This is a genomic window from Myroides sp. LJL119 (assembly GCF_054871605.1).
In genome coordinates this window covers 229,287-246,680 of record NZ_JBTXLO010000001.1, presented here as the reverse complement: position 1 = coordinate 246,680, position 17,394 = coordinate 229,287, and the positions used below count along the sequence as shown (strand labels likewise).

The 17,394-nt window shown below is 32.8% G+C and carries 15 protein-coding genes and 1 tRNA gene; 3 read left to right on the top strand and 13 right to left on the bottom strand.

The window, feature by feature from the left end; translation table 11 throughout:
* Nucleotides 1–2: 2 nt before the first annotated feature.
* Complete coding sequence (gene gpmI, locus ACYSNV_RS01075) at nucleotides 3–1,517, bottom strand: 2,3-bisphosphoglycerate-independent phosphoglycerate mutase (protein WP_461760713.1); 1,515 nt, start codon at nucleotides 1,515–1,517, stop codon at nucleotides 3–5.
* Between the two features lie 275 nt (nucleotides 1,518–1,792).
* On the opposite strand from gpmI, the gene ACYSNV_RS01070 reads away from it, so the two are divergent.
* Complete coding sequence (locus ACYSNV_RS01070) at nucleotides 1,793–2,554, top strand: murein L,D-transpeptidase catalytic domain family protein (protein WP_461760712.1); 762 nt, start codon at nucleotides 1,793–1,795, stop codon at nucleotides 2,552–2,554.
* Here ACYSNV_RS01070 and ACYSNV_RS01065 read toward each other — a convergent pair whose 3' ends face one another.
* Complete coding sequence (locus ACYSNV_RS01065) at nucleotides 2,555–4,084, bottom strand: L,D-transpeptidase family protein (RefSeq protein WP_461760711.1); 1,530 nt, start codon at nucleotides 4,082–4,084, stop codon at nucleotides 2,555–2,557.
* Between the two features lie 280 nt (nucleotides 4,085–4,364).
* Between ACYSNV_RS01065 and ACYSNV_RS01060 the strand changes: the two genes are divergently transcribed.
* A complete protein-coding gene (locus ACYSNV_RS01060) occupies nucleotides 4,365–6,248 on the top strand; it encodes a TonB-dependent receptor plug domain-containing protein (protein WP_461760710.1) in 1,884 nt (627 codons plus the stop codon).
* Nucleotides 6,249–6,387: 139 nt separating this feature from the next.
* On the opposite strand, the gene ACYSNV_RS01055 is transcribed toward ACYSNV_RS01060, so the two are convergent.
* The 7 genes from ACYSNV_RS01055 to ACYSNV_RS01025 form a co-directional block, all read right to left on the bottom strand.
* Nucleotides 6,388–6,945 (bottom strand): WG repeat-containing protein, encoded by a 558-nt coding sequence (locus ACYSNV_RS01055; RefSeq protein ID WP_461760709.1) that lies wholly within the window; start codon nucleotides 6,943–6,945, stop codon nucleotides 6,388–6,390.
* 123 nt (nucleotides 6,946–7,068) lie between these two features.
* A complete protein-coding gene (locus ACYSNV_RS01050; protein WP_461760708.1) occupies nucleotides 7,069–7,821 on the bottom strand; it encodes an SDR family NAD(P)-dependent oxidoreductase in 753 nt (250 codons plus the stop codon).
* 8 nt (nucleotides 7,822–7,829) lie between these two features.
* Nucleotides 7,830–10,112: an AsmA family protein gene (locus ACYSNV_RS01045; protein WP_461760707.1), complete on the bottom strand. Its 2,283-nt coding sequence runs from the start codon at nucleotides 10,110–10,112 to the stop codon at nucleotides 7,830–7,832.
* A 72-nt stretch (nucleotides 10,113–10,184) separates the two neighbouring features.
* Nucleotides 10,185–10,757, bottom strand: coding sequence for a pentapeptide repeat-containing protein (locus tag ACYSNV_RS01040; protein WP_461760706.1), 573 nt, complete (start codon nucleotides 10,755–10,757; stop codon nucleotides 10,185–10,187).
* A gap of 41 nt (nucleotides 10,758–10,798) precedes the next feature.
* Nucleotides 10,799–11,938, bottom strand: coding sequence for a glutathionylspermidine synthase family protein (locus ACYSNV_RS01035; protein WP_461760705.1), 1,140 nt, complete (start codon nucleotides 11,936–11,938; stop codon nucleotides 10,799–10,801).
* 9 nt (nucleotides 11,939–11,947) lie between these two features.
* A complete protein-coding gene (locus ACYSNV_RS01030; RefSeq protein ID WP_461760704.1) occupies nucleotides 11,948–12,328 on the bottom strand; it encodes a hypothetical protein in 381 nt (126 codons plus the stop codon).
* 7 nt (nucleotides 12,329–12,335) lie between these two features.
* Nucleotides 12,336–12,632: a hypothetical protein gene (locus ACYSNV_RS01025; protein WP_461760703.1), complete on the bottom strand. Its 297-nt coding sequence runs from the start codon at nucleotides 12,630–12,632 to the stop codon at nucleotides 12,336–12,338.
* 120 nt (nucleotides 12,633–12,752) lie between these two features.
* Here ACYSNV_RS01025 and ACYSNV_RS01020 point away from each other — a divergent pair, with 120 nt between their 5' ends.
* Nucleotides 12,753–13,631 (top strand): AraC family transcriptional regulator, encoded by an 879-nt coding sequence (locus tag ACYSNV_RS01020; protein ID WP_461760702.1) that lies wholly within the window; start codon nucleotides 12,753–12,755, stop codon nucleotides 13,629–13,631.
* Nucleotides 13,632–13,669: 38 nt separating this feature from the next.
* On the opposite strand, the gene ACYSNV_RS01015 is transcribed toward ACYSNV_RS01020, so the two are convergent.
* The 4 genes from ACYSNV_RS01015 to mdlC form a co-directional block, all read right to left on the bottom strand.
* Nucleotides 13,670–13,740: transfer RNA gene (locus ACYSNV_RS01015), tRNA-Trp, on the bottom strand.
* A gap of 56 nt (nucleotides 13,741–13,796) precedes the next feature.
* Nucleotides 13,797–14,165: a DUF983 domain-containing protein gene (locus ACYSNV_RS01010; RefSeq protein WP_461760701.1), complete on the bottom strand. Its 369-nt coding sequence runs from the start codon at nucleotides 14,163–14,165 to the stop codon at nucleotides 13,797–13,799.
* 174 nt (nucleotides 14,166–14,339) lie between these two features.
* Entirely contained in the window at nucleotides 14,340–15,143 is an 804-nt protein-coding gene (locus ACYSNV_RS01005; protein ID WP_461760700.1) for a hypothetical protein, read from the bottom strand.
* Between the two features lie 502 nt (nucleotides 15,144–15,645).
* The gene (gene mdlC, locus ACYSNV_RS01000) at nucleotides 15,646–17,250 is read right to left on the bottom strand and encodes a benzoylformate decarboxylase (RefSeq protein ID WP_461760699.1); all 1,605 of its coding nucleotides are present in this window, start codon (nucleotides 17,248–17,250) and stop codon (nucleotides 15,646–15,648) included.
* Between the last annotated feature and the right edge of the window lie 144 nt (nucleotides 17,251–17,394).

The window sequence follows — 17,394 nt, the reverse complement described above, 5'->3', positions numbered from 1 at the left end:
GATTAAATTAGTGATTTCCCAGTCATTTCTAGAGGCTGTTCAATCCCCATTAATTTTAGAATTGTTGGAGCTATATCTCCTAATACACCTGGGTGGATATGCTTTATTTGCTTGTCCACTATAATAATAGGAACAGGATTGGTTGTGTGTGCTGTGTTTGGTGTACCATCTGGATTAATCATTGTTTCACAATTTCCATGATCGGCCAAAATAATAGTTGTGTAATTATTATCTAATGCAACATTAACTACTTGTTCAACACATTGATCCACAGCTTGACAAGCCTGAATAGCCGCTTGCATTACCCCGGTGTGTCCTACCATATCTCCATTGGCAAAGTTTAAACATACAAAGTCAACTTGCTTTTTGTTTAGTTCTGTAATAAGGGCATCTTTTAATTCAAAAGCGCTCATCTCTGGTTTTAAATCATAGGTAGCAACCTTTGGAGAGGGGCATAAAATACGAGTTTCATTTTCAAAAGGAAGCTCTCTTCCTCCAGAGAAAAAGAAAGTAACATGTGGATACTTTTCTGTTTCTGCTATTCGAAGTTGTTTTTTATTATTGGCCTGTAAAACCTCTCCTAAAGTATTTGAAATATTTTCTTTATTGTAAACTACATGAATATTTGAAAAAGTAGGATCATAATTAGTTAGGGTTACATAATATAAATCGAGTTTTTTCATATGATATTCCGGAAAATCCACTTGGGTTAGTACCTGGGTTAATTCACGCCCCCTATCTGTACGGAAATTAAAAAAGATAACCACATCCTCAGGTTCTATTAAGGCCACAGGTTTTTGCTGTTGATCAACCATTACAATTGGTTCTAAAAACTCATCAGTTATGTTGTTTTGATAACTATTTTGAATTGATAAGCATGCATTTGTAGATTTTACTCCTTGTCCATTTACAAGTAAGTGATAAGCCTTGGCTACTCTTTCCCATCTTTTATCTCTATCCATGGCATAATATCTACCAATAACAGAGGCAAGTTTTGCTTTTCCTTTAATGGTGTCTTGTAGTTTTTCTATGTGCGCTAGACCTGATTTAGGGTCTACATCTCTACCATCGGTAAAGGCATGTACAAATAGATTATCAACTCCTTGTTCATATGCTCCTTGAATTAATCCATAAAGGTGATTTTCATGAGAATGAACTCCTCCATCGGATAATAGACCTAAGAAGTGCACCTTTTTATTATTCTTTTTTGCATAAGCAAATGCTTGTTGCAAAGCTGGTTCATTGGTAATAGTGTTGTTTTGTACGGCCATGTTGATTTTCACTAAGTCCTGGTAGACAATTCTACCAGCACCTAAATTCATGTGCCCCACTTCAGAATTACCCATTTGTCCTTCTGGCAACCCAACGTTTAATCCATCTGTTAATACATAAGTATTTGGATATTTAGTGTATAAGGAGTCAATAAATGGGGTATTGGCAAACTCGATTGCAGAAACTTTAGGGTCTTGTGTTTGTCCCCAACCATCTAAGATCATTAAGATTACTTTCTTATTCATAGCCTATTAGATATAATTTAGTGTGTGTGCTCAAAATTAGTGATACTTAATTAAAATTCCATTATTTATGATTGGTATTTGATCAATCTAGTAGAAAATTATTGTTTGTAGCTAACAAATAAGTAGAATCTGGATTTAAAAGCGATTTAATTTATAATAATGTTAAAATGAGAGAGTTAAAAGTCAATTTTTTTGTAAAATAAAAGGCAGTCCGGTTTTTTTATCTATTTTTACATTTTTAATAATTATTCTAACTACTTAAAAATAAGAATGTAATGAAAAAAGGGATTATGGGATTTGCTGTTTTAGCTTTGATACTGACAAGCATATCTATAAAGGCTTCTTATGAACATAACAAGGTTGATTGGACACCGGAGTTAGAAAAGGAATTATTAAAAGAATCCTCTAAGACCTTAAGTTCAAATAAAGAGAGTTACAAGCCGGAGGATGTTGCTTTGGAAATGTATAATTCTTTACAAGTTAATGATTTTCAAACCCCTGATCAACATGTTTTTCAAATTGCTGTAAAGGGTTATTTAAACTTAAAGGAAAAAGGAATTATAAAAAATAATAAGTTAACAATTCTTGACTTTAGTGTATCTTCAACCAAGCAAAGGCTATGGGTTATTGATATGGATAACATGGAAATAGTGTTACAATCTTACGTAGCCCATGGACAAAAAACAGGAGAGGAGTTTGCAAATGTTTTTTCTAATCGTGTTAATTCACATATGAGTAGCTTAGGATTTTATAAGACAGCTGAGGTTTATCATGGTATAAATGGACTTTCTATGCGTTTAGATGGACTTGAACAAGGAATCAATGATAATGCGAGATCAAGAGCAATCGTTGTACATGGAGCCAAATATGCTTCCAAGAAATTAATTGATCTCCAAGGAAGGTTAGGTCGTAGTTATGGTTGTCCTGCTGTTCCGGTAGAGGTAAATAAACAACTAATAGACTTGATTAAAAACGATTCATGCCTTTTTATTTATCATACTGATTCTAGTTATCATGCACATAGTAAGTATGTGTAGTTAGTTGGTTAATTTAGTAAAAAGGTTGGTGTCATATTTATAAATGTCCTGGATATTTTCAAAAGATAAATCTTCATTTAAATTTAAAGTCCAATATAAAAGATACACGCCAATTGGGTTTTTTTGAACGGAAATATTAGTTGTTTTTTCCGAGGCTATTATCTTGTCAATGTCTTGTTTATTTAAATCATTGTCCTGTACTTGTAAAATAAACTCTGCTAGTTCAAACGGATCTTGAACCCTTACACATCCAGAGCTTATGTCTCTGAATTGCTTATTGAAATTGTTCTTATTCGGTGTATCGTGAAGATACACCGAATGGTTGTTTAAAAACATAAACTTTATTCGTCCTAGGGTATTTCCTTTCCCGCCTTTTTGTACATATCTATAAGAATTGTATTTATTTGGATCCCACTGCTCAGGGGTAACTGTTTTTCCAGTTGAGTTTTGATAGATGGTGAAATTTTGTGATGCAAAATAGCCTGGATTTCGTTTGGCCTTTGGAACTATATCGTTTTTTAGAATTGTTGGAGGCACAGTCCAAGTTGGATTTAGAACTAAAGTGGTTAGAGTTGAGCTTAGTATTGGTGTTTTTCGTGAAGGAGTTCCTACAATTACATTATGTTTTTGTATAGTATCTTTTCCCATTACACTTACTAGTGTGAAATCTGGAATGTTTACTAAAATATAATCCTTACCATATCGTCTTGGAAACCATCTAAACCTTTCTAGATTCACCATCAGCTTTTGGTATAGGGATTGTCTTTGTTTATCTAAAACTGCTAATGTATTTGAATTAATAGTATTGCTTGGAGTGATTTTGTTTTGGATTTGAAAATCCCGTAAAAATTGATCAAAACCGGGGCTGTAGTTGGTATCTATAGATAAGGTGTCGGGTAGGATGCTTAAAAATTTCATGTGTGATTTTATTGCAAGTAAGGCATCGTAATTTTGGTTGACAACCATTAAAGTATCTATGGGTTTTAAAGAGTCGGTTTGCTTGGTGTAATATTGCTTTAGTTTCTCTCTATAGCGATGATACTGTGGATGAACAGGGCGAATAGAATCAAATGCTTGGCTAACAGCATTATTATCTAAAACTAAGATAAGAGTTTTAGCCGTATTAATTTGGTGATATTCTAAATCCCAATCGTTATAAATTTTTCTAGGGTCTAAAATGCCATTGAACAATACTTGTGTTAATTGTTCAAACGCTCTTGTAAAAGTTATATCTGCTTGTATTTTTAATGAATCTGTGGAGTTTTCCCAATTCTCCACTAGATCTTTTATCTTATTTAATTCAAAATATTTGGGGTTAATTCCATCGTAGTGAATCTCTTGTAAGGTTTGTAATAACTCCAAGCGGTTTTCTTTTTCAAGCCAAGCTGTTTGATAGTTATTTAATTGATAGAATTCTTTTGTGCTATTACTTTTATCTTTGAGTAACAGCGAATCAATGTGTAAAGGCGTAGTTAGAGATGTTATTGGCTCTAGTCTTAGGGTATCCTGACTTTTATATACTATTTGCATAGGTTGAGGTTTTGCTCGTTGGCAAGAAACACTCATTATAATAAGACTAATAATTAACAAAAGGTATTTCATAATTTTTATTTGGCAGACTAAAAATGTGTTATACTATAAATTTACACATAAAATTTTGATAAAAGCCTCCAAATTACTATTAATCTGGACTAGAGGGTTTTTTAGATTTGGACTATTGTAGTGTTGTTTAATGCTACTACTTTTGCCTGGAATTTCTTGTTAGGGTATGGCGCCTATATCTTTTTGATAAGAAAAAAAAATAATATATATGTTCTCACGTAAATCTTTTCGCCTAGTAATAGGGATTATTAGTTTTTTATCTTTTGGTCTGATGGTGAAGGCTCAACAGAGCTCTGAAAAAGAGCAGTTGACTGAAATTTTTATTTATCAGCCACAATTAGATGTTCACTCTGGGTTAAAAAACAGAAATGTAAGTGTTTTGAATCAACAGCAAATAAAAGCTCTTCCAGTTACATCAGTTGCTCAAGCCTTGTCTTATATTTCAGGGGTAGATATTAGAAGTCGCGGACCTTTTTCTAGTCAAAGTGACCTTAGTATAGATGGAGGTGGATTTGATCAAAATATTATTTTGATAAATGGGCAAAGTATTTCCGATGCACAAACCGGGCACAATAGTTTAAATATACCTATTTCCCTTGATTTAGTAGAACGAATAGAGGTTATTAAAGGTCCTGCAGCAAGATTATACGGAGCTAATAGTTTAACAGGGGTTGTTAATATTGTAACAAAGCAATTTAGAAGTTCAGGGCTTTTTGCTTCGGCTTTAGTTGGTAGTAATTTTACAAATGTGGAGGAATCGCAATCAAAAGAACTTTATAATAATCGTTCTTTAGAATTAGGAGGTAATATAGCTAGTGGAGAGTCAAATCATTTGTTGTTTGGTAATTATCAAAGTGGTAATGGAAGTCGTTATAATACAGACTTTAATCAGTTTAAATTTTTCTATCAAGGAAATATTAAATTAAACAATCAAAATTCGTTACAAGTATTAACCGGCTATGCCCAAAGTAAATTTGGTGCAAATGGCTTTTACGCATGGCCTGGAGATAAGGAGTCACAAGAAGTTATTCAAACTAGTGTTGTACATGTAAAAGCCAAAAATAAATTATCTACTCGACTTACTATATTTCCAAGTTTAGCTCTTCGTTATAATTATGATGATTATAGATTTTATAAAGATAATTTAAATGCAGGTCGAAGTAGACATTATACTACAAGTGGGCAGGCAAATATTCATGGTGAATATGTTTTTGATAATGGTAGTAGTTTGAATTTAGGTGCTCAATTGGGCTATGATCAACTTAATTCTACTAATATGGGAGATCACCATAAGAATAATTATGGTTTGTTTGCTCAGTATAGTACCTATTTATGGCGAGTGTTAGAGGTGAATTTAGGCTCCTATGCAAATTACAATAATTATTTTGGCTGGCAGTTTTATCCAGGAGTAGATGTTGATTATTTGGTTAATTCTGATTTGCGTTTGGTAATGAATTTAGGTTCGGCCACAAGGCTTCCCACTTTTACAGATTTGCACTTGAACCAACTCCCTGGAAATATCGGAAATCCTGATTTAGGTACAGAAAAAGCCTACCAAGCTGAAATAGGAGCTAAGTATAACAATGGTGCTATTCAGGGGTCTTTTTTTGGGTTTTATAGAAATATTAGTGATTTTATAGATTGGGTTAGGCCAGATGCTCATACTGCTTACCAACCTTTTAATTCGGCCAGTAATAAAACTTTTGGATTAAATGCCATGCTTGGCTATCAAATTCATAGTAATCAAATTACTTGGAATTTTGTTACGTCATACACGTATTTAGATCCTAGAATTAAAAGTGATAGAGCCAATTGGGAATCAAAATATATTTTAGATGGATTAAAGCATCAATTTATTGCCCAAGTAGGGATGAATTGGCGCCAGTGGAGTCTTATGGTAACAGGCCAGTTTAAGGAGCGATTTAGTTATAAAAGTTATTGGGATAATAATCTAAAGCTGAGTTATAATCAAAAGCAATATCAGATTTATTTAGATGTGCAAAATTTCACTAGTACTACTTTTATTGAAGCTGGGATTGTACCTTTGCCTAAGGCTTGGTTCACTTTAGGAGTGAAATATAATACGTTTTAATAAGAGGGAATATTTAAAGTGTTAGCTTTTAAATATGGTTTTTAAAATATCTTAAACATCTTATAATGATTGCTTAAGAAGGTTGAAGTTATATGCTTGGAAAAGTAATTTTCCAAGCATATAATTATTTGGAAATGTTTTAATCTCCTATTTTTCTACCATTTTTATCAATAGTAAACGAAGAAGATTTAATTTGTACCTGAGCCTGTCCGTCTTCAAAATTACTTGCATAGTCATATTGAAAAGGAATAATGGTGACACCATATGGATTAATATAACCAAATAGTTGATTCTTAGAGGCCAATGCTAATCCCTGATTAAAGGGTCCTACAAATTCATAACTAGCTTCAATTACTCTTTGACCAGTATGATCAAAAAATCCCCAGAGTCCCATTTCATAAAAAGCTATTCTTTTTTCAGAGCTTGTCTGTAATTCTTCATATTGAAAAGGAATTATTATTTGTCCTTGATTATTTATAGCTCCTTGTAGATTATCAAAAGTGACTATTGAAATACCATCGACAAAAGATTCTATTTGAGAAAACATAGGCTCTATAAATAGCCTGCCATCATTGGTTTTTATACCAAATAAAGCTAAAGTAGTGTCTTCAAACCAGTGCAAATTATTTTTAAATTGAAATTCAGGGTCATCTTTTAAGTTAATAAAAATGGTATCTGTTTCTATTTTATTATGCATGTAGGTTTGTACTCTATTTATAATAATGTTATTGTTACTTTTGACAGTTAATCCCATTAAGCAAATAAGTAAAAACAGGATGTTTTTTAAGGTCATATAAAGGGAGATTTAAACAAAAAAGTATTATAAATTATTCTTTTGAATCAGAAACGAGTTGGCCTGTGCCTTGGGTAGTATTGTCATGTCAGCTATTTGCACGTGTTTTGGTTGTTCAATAGCATATTCAATGGCTTTGGCTATGTCTATAGCCAGTAAAGGATCAAAACCTTGATATACTTGCTCGGCTTTTTGTTGGTCTCCTTTGAATCTAACTAAAGAGAAGTCCGTATGAACGGCCCCAGGTGCAATATTGGTAACTTTAACTCCTTGATTAAGTAGATCTATACGCAGCCCTTGTGAGAGTGCTTCTACCGCAGCTTTAGAGGCACAGTATACCGCGGCATTACCATAGGTTTGTTTACCGGCTGTGGAGGAAATATTTATAATATGTCCATTTTCACTCTTTAAAATATAAGGTAATACAGCTTTTGTAACATAAATGAGCCCCTTGACATTGATGTCTATCATATCTTCCAAGTCTTGTAGTTCTGCTTGCTGAAAACTAGCAAGTCCATGTGCGTTACCAGCGTTGTTTACAAGTACATCTATATTTTGCCAAGTAGGGTCAAGCTGGGCTATTTGTTTGAAGACCTCTTGTTTATCGCTTACATCAAAACAAAGAGTTTTTACTTGAGTAATAGCGGATAATTCCATTTGAATTTCTTGTAATTTTGTGGACTTTCTTCCACAAAGAATTAATCGGCAACTCGGTGCTAGTAATTTAGCAGTCGCTTTTCCTATACCCGAGGTGGCTCCGGTAATTAAAATCGTTTTCATAGTTATTGTTATAAAATAGTTTGCTTAAGTCCTTGAAGAACACAAAGCCAAAGGTAATTGAAAAAAGATTTTTCTTGACTTCGTTTCACAGGTTTAATTTCAACTGTTTTTGTCTGTCCATGGGTGTTTTTCCTTATAAATAGATTGCCTATAGCCGATAGGAATTTTCTTTTCACCTTACCATCTTTTTGGTATAGAGTTACTTTTAAATCCTTATAATTCATGCCGAAATATCCTGTAGCCGATGTATTATTTCCAGAGAAATTAAATTCTACTAAATCTATATTACCTTGTGTGGAGGCCTTAATATAAGGCTGAAGAAATGGCTGCATGGCATCTGTATTAAAGTTTTTTATGTTGCCTTTAATATTAAAATTATCCTGGGTATCCAATACATTAAAATTCCAATCCACAACCAATGGTGCTGCATTCATAAATTGTGCATTAACATGTATTTGGGTGTTTGGTAAACTTGTATGTGAATAGGCACTAGATACATTATCAATATTGGCATAAAAACTTGAAAAAGTTAGTTTACCCGGGGCAACTGCATTAGCATCATATTCTTCATATTCTAAATTGGAACGTAATATTTTTACGTTTTCAATATTTAATCCAAAATTTAGTTTTCGTAAGTCGGCGCTAAAAAGTGGTTTATAGGTAGTATCGTGTGGTGGGGTTTTATCTCTGTATATATTGGCATTAACCCTATCTAAACTCAGTAGGCTACTTGTTAGATTAAATACTCCTTTTTGATCAAAGTACCATTTATAGTTTTCTAAAACGATAAGATTGGCCTGTAAGTTATAAATATCTACGGCAGTTTTGTTCATACTAACAATCTTTGCACGGGTAAACTTAGGCTTCATTATTAAGTTGGTTAATTTTACTTTCTGTAAATCAAGCTCCAAATTATCAGCATAAAGATCATAGGTGTCGTTGGTATTGTAATGTAGTTTTTTGGTAGTAAGATTATTTTTTGTAAAAGTAAAGGGAACTTTTTCTAAAGTGGTTTTCGGGTCAATTGTGATGTTTTGCATCAAAGAATTGATTTGTCTTATCTCAAGTGTATTTTGTGCTAAATTGGTATGCTTCAAGAAAAAAGAAGCATTACTGATAGCAAAAGAATCAATGTTTATATGATCTGAAATTTGTTTTAAGCGAACACTAGGGGCATTAAAATCAGTTTTAGGGTAATGGGTGATTTGGGCATCTTTTAGATGTAAAGAGTTTATATGTAGGTTTTTATTTCGTGTGTTATTTATCTGATTAATTAAAATTGTTGTTCCTTTGGTTTGCCAAGTGTCTAGTGAGTTAAAATTAAGATTTTTGATCGCAATTTGATTAATAGCTAAATTAAATGGTACCAAGCTAGGTAGAGTATTATCTGCGTGGTTCAGTTTATTTTGAGTGTTATTAACTTTTTTGCTCACAATGTCGACTCTAGCAGAGTCACTTATAATTTTATCAATTTTAAGGTAAAAATTTTCATCCTTATCATAGCCCCAATCAGTATTGGATAATTTTAACCCTGGCATGTCCAACTTGACAATATTTGTATTTATATTACCACGATCATCTGGATATATGGGACGTATTTTAGCATAAGCTAAATCAAAATCTGTAGGAGTAATATTTATAGGCCCTAGATGAAGCTTTAAATTTTGATTCAAATTAGCAGATACGGAATCACTAGATAGTAAATAATCTTTATAAGTGAAAGGGATAGGTTTGTTTTTGGTCTGCTCAGAGAATTGAACTTGGTTAATTTTTGCGTGAAAATTAAAAACCTCAATTAAGGGATTTTTGTGATTAACATCTGTGATTTTCACATGTGCGTTAGCCACTACAATTTTATTTATATTTATACTATTGGTTAATTTTAATGTTTTCTTTTCCCCCAATAAATCGGTCTTAGCTTTATCTACTTGAAAACTTGGACTAACCAGACTAATTTTATCAGCTTTTAAATTGTGTTTTTTTATTAATTCCCAGTAATCTACCCCGGATATGGAAATCTTATCAATATAGGCATTAAACCTAGTGACTGAGTCGGATTCATGTTGGTTTTTTGCAGTGATCTCCACTTTGTTCAACGAGAGTTCACCTAGTAAAATAGTGAAGGTTACCTTTTCATAAGAAAGGTTATATTGAGAATCGTTTTTTTGAGCTATAATACTTGGGAGTTCATGCCTTAAGTACATATTTAACATGGCTTGTCCGAAGAAGTAAACTATTAAAGCCACTGCTGTTATTACCAATAAAGTAATTCTTTTTTTAGAAAGTTTCATTGTAGTGTCTTTTAGGCTCGATTATTAATGTAATTTAATAAAAATTAGTCACATAATTTAATTTTTAGTTGTCTATTTGATAATTAATTGATGTTTGCCAAGTAGTCCTTCCAATCCAGATTTACTAAAAACAGCTTTTTTTAGCTTAGTTGAACTAGGATCAATATCATAGTTGTAAGAGGAATAAAAATCTGCTGCTTGTGCATTTGCTTTAGTGAAAACTGCTCGGTGTAAGTTGCAATTATCAAAAGTGGCTTGGGTTAAGTCACATTCCATAAAATCAGCACTTATTAAACTACAATTAATAAAGGAAATGTTTTTTAATTTTAGGTTATAAAACTGTGTAAATTCTAGATTGCAATTATTGAAGTTAAATTCAAATATAGTTTGGTCAATCATCGCAAAATTTACTCGTGTGAAATTACATTCAAAAAAATCACAGGTTCGAAAAGCCACATAGTTAATCTGTGCATCTTTAAAATTACAACCGATAAATTCACAATCTATAAAGATGGTAGATAAAAAGGAGCACATTGTAAAATCACAGTTTATAAATTTACAATTTTCAAATTCTTTAAAGCAAATACCTTGATTTGGAAATGTTTGGCTTTCAAATATTTGGTCGTAGAGGAAGTCAGGTGTCATAAAAAAAATTAAAACCGATTAAATAATTAATCGGCTGTTTGTTATTCAATAATATGTGGAATAAATCTACTTTTGTCGGTAGTAATTAGACTATCGCTTTCTCTAAAAGTTAGTCCGCACGGCTCGTTTCCTATAACCCAACTACCTATAATTGGGTAACCGGTTTCTTGTTTTAAGGGTGTCGCAAGTTTTTGGCAAACATATCCTTCTTGTCCATAATCTCCTTTTGTAGCTTCTACAATTTTAGAGTCTTTATATAGTGTTATATTTGCTCCTTCTCTAGATAAAAGAGGTTTTTTTACATAATCTTTCATCTGCATGGGGGTATCAAAATAGGCCTCTAACAGTAAAGGGTGATCTGGATATAATTTCCAAAGTATAGGTAAAAGCGCTTTGTTTGAAAGTATCATTTTCCACGAAGGTTCGATCCAATTGGCTCGAGCTAGGTCATTTGGTATATGTAATGCAAACGGCTCGTAAGCTAACCATTCCCATGGATAAAGCTTGAAAATGTCCGTTATTACTTGGTTCTCTAAATCCACAAAATTATCTGAATCCCAACCAATATCATCTACATAAATTAATTTTGTTTTGATACCGGCTTGTATGGCACAGTCCCTTAAATATTCCACAGTGGTTAAATCTTCCAATGTTTCTCGCATGCAACTAAAATGCAGGGTGTCACTTTTTAAGTAAGCTTTAATCTCTCTCCAATGTTGTATTAATAACTCATGGACAGAATTAAATTGATCTACTTTATCCTTAAAATATTTTTCTTTCCAATGCCATTGTACAACTCCTGTTTCAAATAGGGAGGTTGGCGTGTCGGCATTAAATTCTAGTAGTTTTAATTTTTGGGTATTTTTATCAAAGGCTAAATCAAATCTTCCGTAAATACTAGGTGTTTCGTTTTCCCAAGAATATTTAATGTGATCAACAATAAACAAGGGAATTTGAAATTGATGAAATAAGTTATTATCAATAACGTATTGTACAGCATCTAAGGACATAGTCCAGAGTTGATCTGTTGCGCGAAAGATTTCGTTTGCAAAATCCTCTGTGATACTATAATAATAGTTTTCAATCCAATATGGAATGCCATTATCTGTATGGTATCCAAAACCGAGCTCTTCTAATTCAGTTTGCCAATTATCTTGGGGGGTAAGTTTTTTTATTTCCATAGTATCATTTTATGACGAAGCAGTGGAGCTTTTGGCTGTACTACCAAATCCACCACGTTGTACAGTTTTTGCAGCTGCATCTTTTTTCATATTAGTTCCTACATTGCTTTGATGGGATAGTCCTGCACTAGCATACCCCATTGCTGTTCCTCCCATTAATGGTCTAAAGGCCATGTACCACAATAAAGCACTTCCCATTCCCATTCCCGATCCACCTGCTTGCCTTTGTTGCTGGTATTGTTCGGTTACCTCTGTGTAAGGGGCGCTTTGATCTGCTCGCATATAAACGCGTTGTATTTGTTGGTCTTGTTCTGGAGTAGTTCTAGAGCAAGCCACAAGAGTTGCTGTAATAAGGACTAAAGATACTGTTTTACTACTTCTTTTTTTCATACTCATTTTATTGAACAGTTACGTAAATAGGTACATTAATTAAAGAGGTCGGTTCAGATTGATTCCAATCGGAAATTTTGGCAGGGGTAATTATTGTATCGGTTTTTTGAGAGATTATCTGATCGTTGGCCCAAATAACTTGCTTGGTGATATGGTAGATACTATCTCCTTTAACTACAGAACTTAGGGAAACTTCTCTAGCAGAACTCTTTTCCAAATTACTTAAATTATTGTTTGGCCTGTTTTGCGTACATGAACTAATAAATATCATTAGACTTAATACAGAAAAAATTTTAAATTTCATGCTTTGGATATATTTATTGGTTAAAGATAACACTTTTCATTAAACTATAAACCATGGATTTAGTTAATAAACAAAGCCGAATAAGTTAGTATATTTACCCTTTTCAAGACCTTAGTGATAATGAGTGATATAATTGTTTTAAATCTAGATGACCTTGCCAAAGATTTTTTAGGTGCGGGGTTTTATGCTGATACCATACCAGCTCACTTGGTTACCAATCATGCGCATATTGAAAAGCCACATAAACATAATTTTTATGTTTGTGTGATTTTTACAAAAGGTAGTGGTGTGCACGAAATTGACTTTACCAAGTATGAGATTCAACCAGGAAGTGTTTTTATGTTAGCACCTGGTCAGACCCATAGTTGGACGCTTTCAAATGATATAGATGGTTACATATTTTTTCATACACAAGATTTTATGGATATGTTTTACTCAAGACAAAGCATTCGAGAATATCCTGTGTTTAGTTCTTTGTTTGGTAGTTGTATGATTTTATGTGACCAAAACCAAACTAATGAACTTGTACACTTATTTACAAGTATGATAAAGGAGGTTAGCAATAGGCAGTATAAGGATCAATTGATGATCGTTAATTTATTAAGCATTTTTTATATAACTACCAATCGAATTGTATTACAAGGCAATGATTATAAAGAGGCTTCAAATAGTGTGTATTACAATCATTTTATCGAATTTGAAAATTTACTAGAAAAATATTTTAGAAAATTCAAGTTTGCCGCACAGTATGCTCAACAAATGAATATGACCCAAAAGCATTTAAATCGAATTTGTAGAAATCTAATTAATAAAACCACTACGGATCTTATTTTAGAACGATTGATATTGGAGGCTAAAAGGGAGCTTATTCATTGTGAAAAGGGTCTGTCTGAAATTGCAAGTGATTTAGGATATGAAGACTACTCTTATTTTTCAAAAGTGTTTAAAAAACAAGTAGGTTTAACTCCTAAAGAATTTCAAAAAAAGCATCAAGAATAAAAAAAGGCTTTCCAATTTGGAAAGCCTTTTTTGTGCTGCACGGGTGGAGGGATTCGAACCCCCATCAACGGTTTTGGAGACCGCTATTCTACCCTTGAACTACACCCGTGTTTGTTTGAAGTGGTGCAAATATAAAGAAAGTTTATTTAATAAACCTAACGAAATTTACTCTTTTTTATAAAACAAATTTAACCAGATTATACGAGACACTCTATAGTTAAAAGTCCACAGAGCAAACAAAGTAATGACTATAGCTATAAAGGTCTGAGCCATAGTGATGTTAAGATCAAATAGATAATTTGCAATAAAACGAAGAACAATAACTGCGACCATTTCAGCAACTGTTATTGCATAGCTCACATACATGGCGCCAAAGTAAAAACCAGTCTCTCGGTGGAAATTATATCCACATTTAGAACAATTTTTAGTCATTTTTGGCATGCGAAATGTAAAAGAGTTTCCCTTGTCGTAGAATAATTTTTCTTCACCACAATTTGGGCAAGTGCCAGATAAAACTTTATTGATGTATGACATATAATTTTAATTTGCACAAAGGTCGTTAAAATTAATAATTTTATAAAGGAGTAATATACTTGTTTTTTTGTTTTATTCGGACATTTTCACCCTAATAGGATATTAGTTGTAATTTTTGGAATAAAAAAAGGAGATTATAAAATCTCCTTTTTCTTTATATCGTTATTGTTTATTTTACATCTCATCTGGATAAACATCTAAATACTCTTCTTGTTGATCTGGATATTCTTCTGAAATTTCTAAGAAGTCAAGAGGATTTGTTTGTTTCTCTTTTGTATAATAATCATCATATGCTTTATAGATATTGGCAATTTCCTCTAAAGACATTACGTATTCATCTTGTGTGTCATCTAATTGGTCTTTATCTAAATTAGAGAAAGCTTCTAAGATTTGATATCTTTCGTATTCATATGATTTCTGAGCAATTTTTCTTTGTGCGTAGTAAATGGATTTATCCCCTTTGTATCTAGCTCTAATGCTTCGAACTTCTTGTTGATACTGCTTATCTAAATTGCGTAATTTCTCTCTTAAAGTATGCTTATCTATAACCGGTTCAGATACATCTTGAGTTTGGACAATTGTAAATTCCTTTATTTGTTCAGGAGTTAATATTTTTTGGATATATAAGCCATATGACTCCGATAAATCATGTAAAATAGTTTTCTTCTCGTAATCCGAAGTAACTGTATTACTGTTTAACTTTTGCATATCTCTTTTGATATATTCATTTTTAATATTTAAAGCTGACTTTTGGAAAGTATTTAATTTTAGATTATCTGCATTATCTAATATCTCTTTAATCTTTGTGTATTTTAGCTTTGTATCTGGTTTATTTACTTTTTTGTTATTTCTTTTTTCTTTTTTTCCACCCTTATCTTGTAGCTCGATATCCACCGAGGAGTCTGATGTTACTTGTTCTTGCGCTTTTGCAGAGATTATTGATGCGAACATCAAACACAACACTAAGATTCTTTTCATTTGAGTCTATTTTAAATTCTTAATTGCCTAACTGGAAATTTACCGAGTCAAAACTGCGGTACTCTAGTTAGTTTTACTATAGTATCTAGGATAAATTGTATTTGTTATTTACTAGCAAAAATACAGATATTAATTGTATCTATACTATATTTTATATAACGTTTTACGTTTTTATTTATTGTCAAGGAGTTTTTTAAGTATAAAAAAGATAAGCTGTCACAAAAAACAAGCCTTGTCAAGTTATAAAGCTCTCAATTTTTGTGCCAAGTCTAATGAAATGAAGTTCACAGGATTTTCAGGTGTAAAATAGCCTATAAACAAACAGTCACAGATAACTATTTTTTTAGGAGTATAGTTTTTCTGTGACTGTACAAATAAGATTAAACTGTTTTAGATTTTATTAGTTTTCTTTAGAATCTATTTTAAATGTAACGCATTTTGAATAAATTAATTAAAGAGTATTTCTTATAACTTAATAGAAGATTTTAAATAATTTTATCATTTAAATTAAATCTGGTAAATCTCGTGTTATAGGTATGGCTATAATTGTGGGAATGTTTTGTTTTAAAGCCTCTTGGCAATATTGAGCAAGATCTTCTAAATTTTCTGCATTTTTTCCAATACACCCATATCCTTGTGCTAATGAAGCAATATCTAAATCAGGTAAATCTAATCCAGGAACATTAGGTGTGTTTTGACACTCCGAGAATGATTTCAAAATTCCATACTCTCGGTTGACTGGTACAACGTATATTACAGGTAATTCATGTTGCTTGGCAGTCCACATTCCTTGTACGGCATAATTCAGCGAGCCATCACCAATCATTGCCACAACTGGACGTTTTCTTCCGGTTTGTTTCTCGGCTAAAGCTACACCCACCGCTGCTGGTACTCCCCAACCTAAAGAGCCACTAGCCATTGTGTAGTAACCATCGTGAAAGGTTATTGGCCAGGCTGCTTGTAAGAGTCCAATGTTGGAAGGTGATTCTTGTACTAAAATTGTGTTTTCTGGCATAGCTTTTCTAACTGTAGAGAACACTTGGTATGCAGACAAAGCAGAATCACTTGGCTTTGCAGATACTTGGTTTTTAGGTTGGTTGTAAACCTGTGGACTTGTATTGACGCTATTTACAAGAGGTATTAAAGATTCTAAAGCTAATTTAGAGTTGCTAATTAAGCTATCGCCAACAGGTGCTCTACCGGCTTCTTGTGGATCATTGCTTATATGTAACAATTTAAGACCCTTTGGCAGGTAATCTCCTGCAACATATGGGTAGTATCTGAAAACAGGTGCTCCAATGACTATGGCTACATCGTATCCTTGTATAGCCTGGCATAATGGTTTTATAGCAAAGGGTAAAGCCCCAGCATATAAGGGATGGTCTTCTGGAAAAGGTGTTCTTTCCGATGCAGGAGCTGCCATCACCGGTGCGTTAAGTTTACTGGCAAGCTCAATGGCTTGTGACCAAGCAGCATCTCTAGAGATATCTGCTCCGTAAATAAGTAGCGGTTTTTTAGCTTTATTTAAAACATCAGCGAATTCTTTGATTCTATCGGGATCTGGAGCAACTCTTGAGGAGACTGTTCTTACTACAGGATCATCTTGTGCGGGTTGATTCCAGTCATCTAAAGGGATTGATAAGAAAACTGGACCAGCAGGTTCTTGAAGCGCCATGGCGTATGCTCTCATAAATGCAGCTGGTACATCTTCTGCTCTTTTGGGTTCATAGCTCCACTTTACAAAAGGTTTGGTTAGGTCCTCTGGATTCGTGTTGGTTAACCAAGGCTCTAATAGTAACATGTCTCGGGTTTGGTTTCCGGCTGTTATTATCACAGGGGTTTTATTCATTCTAGCGGATAACATTCCACTCATTGCATTACTTACACCAGCTGCGGTATGCACATTTACCAAAGCTACATTTTTAGTTGCCTGTGCAAAAGCATCTGCGGCAGCAACTGCTGATGCCTCTTGTAATACTTGAACGTATGTGAAATCCTCAGGAAGGTTTTGAAGAAATGTCTCCTCGGTAGATCCGGGATTACCAAAAATGTGGGTTATTTTTAATTCTCTTAATAACTCAAAAGTTTTATCTCTTACTGTTTTCATAATTAGTGTTTTATTAATTAGAAGTTGGTATAGATAAATATATTAAATATAATTGTAATAATATATCTTAATTAACATTATGTGGTTAAAAATGGGTGTATTTTATATTTATTAGTGTTGGTTATTTTACTAAAGTGTTAAATG